Raw genomic sequence first — 3,344 nt, forward strand, 5'->3', positions numbered from 1 at the left:
ATAGTCGTCGCAGGTCGCAGATCGTGCCGCAGACAACCAGAAGCAGGACTTCCGGCAGCGGATGCGCCACCCGCCATGGCTCACGCGGCTCTTCGATCGCGGCGAAATGCTCCAGAAGCGCCTTCAGGCGTGGCTTCTCAAATCCTTCGAGGCCGGCAATCGTCATGGCAGGGGCTCCGAATCATCGAAGCCCCATGGAATCAGATCAACCGCAATCTCAAAAGCGCGTTAACCCGAGTCCGTAGCCCTGGCGCCCGGGGTCGACGCATTGCGTTGGGCCGAATCTCTCCGGTAAATGATCCGAGAGGGTTTTGCGCTTACGGTTTTGTGGGGGGCCGTTCTAAGCTTCCCCTCGGACGGGAAGATCATACCGATGCCCCGCCCGTGGCGAGAGCGGGTGAGGCAATCTGGCAAAACGCCTAGCTGGATATACCGGCGGTACGATCGCGTTGGATGGCTCTGTGCGTGGGGTGCCAATACTTAGCCCCCGATTCAGTCGACCAGTACTTCCACGGCTGCATGATACCCTGTGCGAGCGTTTCCTCCACGACGATATCTGACCATCCAGGGACGAGGAATCCGATAAAGTGCCAAGTAACAACCGTCATTCGATGTCAGTAATACAATGTGTCAGCCGTATCCGGGTGAAGACGTCGCTGTTCGGAACCTGACACAATGAGGCGCAAGCATTCCCCCGTTGCGGCGTAAAACATATGCTTTTTCCATCTTCCTCGCACAATCTCCTCGGTGGCACGCCGGCTGCATGACACACGGTAAAGGATCTGTTGCAACCATAGCGGTGTCGCACTCTCCGACCGAGGAGGTCCATATGAAACTTGCTCGAACAATGCAGATCAACACGAGTGTACTGAGTACGGTCCCGGCGATTGAAACTATGCCGCGTCCGTCACGGCTTCCGCTGTCATTCCCTCAGCAGCGGCTTTGGTCCCTATTGCGTCTGGAAGGTGGCAGTGAGTCCCGTCACATCCAGATCGGGCTTCGGCTTCACGGCGAGTTGGACGAGGCGGCCCTGCAGTCAGCCTTGGACGGGTTGGCGGCGCGTCATGAGGTGCTGCGCACCAACTTCGAAAAGGGAGGGCGGTCAGCCGTTCCAGAAGATCGGGCCAAGCTCGCTCGCCGCTTGGCCGACCGTACCTGCGGGGGCACGCGGCGCCAGCTGAGTTGTTGTCTTCGATCGATCAAATCCGAACGAATGAAGTGGCAGCGGGGCAAACATCCAAGGAGCAGCTCATGCGAATAGCTATCGTGCGGAATGATGATAACACGGGCGTGATCAATCGATTTGGTCAGCCTTGTCCCGCGAAATTCGGCCGAGAGACGGGCAAAAGGGTGGCAGCGGCACTGCAAGAGGGCGGGCACGATACGCTGCTGTGCGAAGGCGATAAAGGACTGCTCGCTACGCTCGAGCGGTTCATGCCGCCTGAGTCCCAAGCCCGCCCCTCGGGAATCGTTTTCAACATGGCATACGGAATTCAGGGCGAGTGCCGTCTCACCCACGTTCCGGCCATGCTCGAGATGGCTGGCGTCCCGTATACCGGATCCGGCCCGCTCGGGCATGGGCTGGCGCTCGACAAGGTTATCACAAAGAGGCTCATCCGCGATCGTGGCCTGCCGACGCCGAACTTTCGCGTGATGCGTCGCGGCACGCAGAGTACTGGGGACCTGCAATTCCCATTGGTAGTGAAGCCTCGCCACGAATCCGACAGCTGCGGGGTGCAACTCGTACATGAGCCCGCTCAGTTAGACCAGGCTGTAGAAGTGATCGTCACGCAGTATGCGCAGGATGCGCTCGTGGAAGAGTACATCGAAGGGAGAGAAATCTGCGTCGCGCTGCTGGGAAACGGAGAGCTTGAAGTGTTGCCTCTGGTGGAGCAGGACTTCGGCGATCGCGAAACCCGTCTTGTGACTTGGGAAGCGAAGCACTTGGCGGTCGCGCCGCCGCCGAAGATTTGTCCGGCTCAGATCGGAAGTAGCCTTGCGACGGTGCTGCGGAATATTTCGGTTGCGACTTTTCGTGCCTGCCAATGCCGGGATTACGCTCGCATCGACTTCCGGATCGACCGCTCCGGCCAGCCGCTTGTCCTGGAGATCAACACCATGCCGGGGTTCGATACGGGCAGTGCTTACGCCTTAGCCGCGATGACCGCCGGATACAGCTTCTCAGGCTTGGTCAATCGCATCCTGGATGTCGCTCACAAGCGGTATTTCGGATCGGCATTCGCTTGACATGCAAGCACCCCCACCAAGCGAGAGGCTTCTCGCACGTTCCGTCGAACGTGCCCCCGTCGGACGTTTACCCGGGCGGCTAGCAGCGTAGACGGCGCGGATCGTCGCGCGAGAGCCTTTTGCCCAGCGTGGGTGATCCCGAGGTCGCGCGCACACGAGGGGAGCTAGGAGGTTTATAACTGGCGCAAGCCGTAGGTCGGAAGGCACGGCTCGTGTTGCTGGAAGGCACCACCCCGACCACCGGCTTTGCGGCGCCTGTGGTGGCAGACGCCGTGATCCGGGCGGGCACGTTGTCAATCCCGGCCATCTGTCGGGTACCGCGCCGAGCGTGCGGCCAATGATCAGCTAAAGGTGTATGTGGCTACACGGTCGATCGGCTCCCGCAATTATGTGGAGCACCGGATGGCCAGGTGCAAGCCCACGCAAAGCGGGTCACCGACTGGTCGAGGCGTCCCTTGACCACCACACCCGCCGAAATTTGCTGAGACGCTCCATGCCAAGTCGCAGCGCAGTTCTGTATGAACCGCGCCGATCAAGGAATCTGCAGTGCGATCTCAGAGGCTTCATCATCGGCATCGGCGACCACTTGTCGGGTGACGGTCAGACATCGCCAAATCTGGGGCAGCGATCTGCTTTCGATCTCGCCGACATGCGCCAGTACGAATTTCATCGCGACGCATGATCGTCCGGCGTCGCAAACTCCAGCTTTTTCGAGTACTTTCATCTTTCCTTCAAATTGACATGCCGATCGCGGACCTGTGCTGGACATAGTCCAGCGTCATAAAAGAGGATGGCGCAACGTCTGACGACCTGACGACCACTCCTCAGCGCCCTCAATGTCCATTTCACTAGTCGTCCGTGAAGAACTCGGAAGGCTTTGATTCAATTTAGGATTCTGCTCCAGTTTTGCGTTTGATTTTGCCGGAAATCGTGGCTTCGAGCGGCGATTTCCGGCAAATTGAAGCGTGCCCGTACGCGTGATTCGACTGTTGTGGCGAAGCTGCGAGGGGAGCGTGCGATGCGGCCGAAGGAACGGCGCGAAAGCGGACAGACCGACCTGTTGCGATCCCGGCTCGACCAGATCCTCAACATGGATC

The 3,344-nt window shown here is 59.4% G+C and carries 4 protein-coding genes and 1 pseudogene; 2 read left to right on the top strand and 3 right to left on the bottom strand.

Features of this window, described 5'->3' with window-relative positions; translation table 11 throughout:
• Positions 1–166: pseudogene (locus AC1D1L_RS33485) on the bottom strand (transposase family protein); the annotation flags it as partial.
• A 729-nt stretch (positions 167–895) separates the two neighbouring features.
• Between AC1D1L_RS33485 and AC1D1L_RS33490 the strand changes: the two are divergent.
• Both AC1D1L_RS33490 and AC1D1L_RS33495 read left to right on the top strand, forming a co-directional pair.
• A complete protein-coding gene (locus tag AC1D1L_RS33490) occupies positions 896–1,261 on the top strand; it encodes a condensation domain-containing protein (RefSeq protein WP_477345785.1) in 366 nt (121 codons plus the stop codon).
• Complete coding sequence (locus tag AC1D1L_RS33495; protein ID WP_477345779.1) at positions 1,252–2,247, top strand: D-alanine--D-alanine ligase family protein; 996 nt, start codon at positions 1,252–1,254, stop codon at positions 2,245–2,247. The genes AC1D1L_RS33490 and AC1D1L_RS33495 overlap by 10 nt, the downstream gene beginning before the upstream one ends.
• Before the next feature lie 532 nt (positions 2,248–2,779).
• Here the strand turns inward: AC1D1L_RS33495 and AC1D1L_RS33500 are convergent.
• Positions 2,780–2,971: a hypothetical protein gene (locus AC1D1L_RS33500; RefSeq protein WP_477345781.1), complete on the bottom strand. Its 192-nt coding sequence runs from the start codon at positions 2,969–2,971 to the stop codon at positions 2,780–2,782.
• Positions 2,972–3,025: 54 nt separating this feature from the next.
• On the bottom strand, positions 3,026–3,344 hold a 319-nt coding region (locus tag AC1D1L_RS33505), incomplete at its 5' end, for a hypothetical protein (RefSeq protein WP_477345783.1).

The sequence above is a fragment of the Mesorhizobium sp. P2_D6 genome (genome assembly GCF_056404315.1).

Bases quoted from the DNA above. Each gene is read 5' to 3' on its own strand.
- AC1D1L_RS33490 (WP_477345785.1), top strand. From the start codon at position 896: ATGCCGCGTCCGTCACGGCTTCCGCTGTCATTCCCTCAGCAGCGGCTT.
- AC1D1L_RS33495 (WP_477345779.1), top strand. From the start codon at position 1,252: ATGCGAATAGCTATCGTGCGGAATGATGATAACACGGGCGTGATCAAT.
- AC1D1L_RS33500 (WP_477345781.1), bottom strand. From the start codon at position 2,971: ATGAAAGTACTCGAAAAAGCTGGAGTTTGCGACGCCGGACGATCATGC.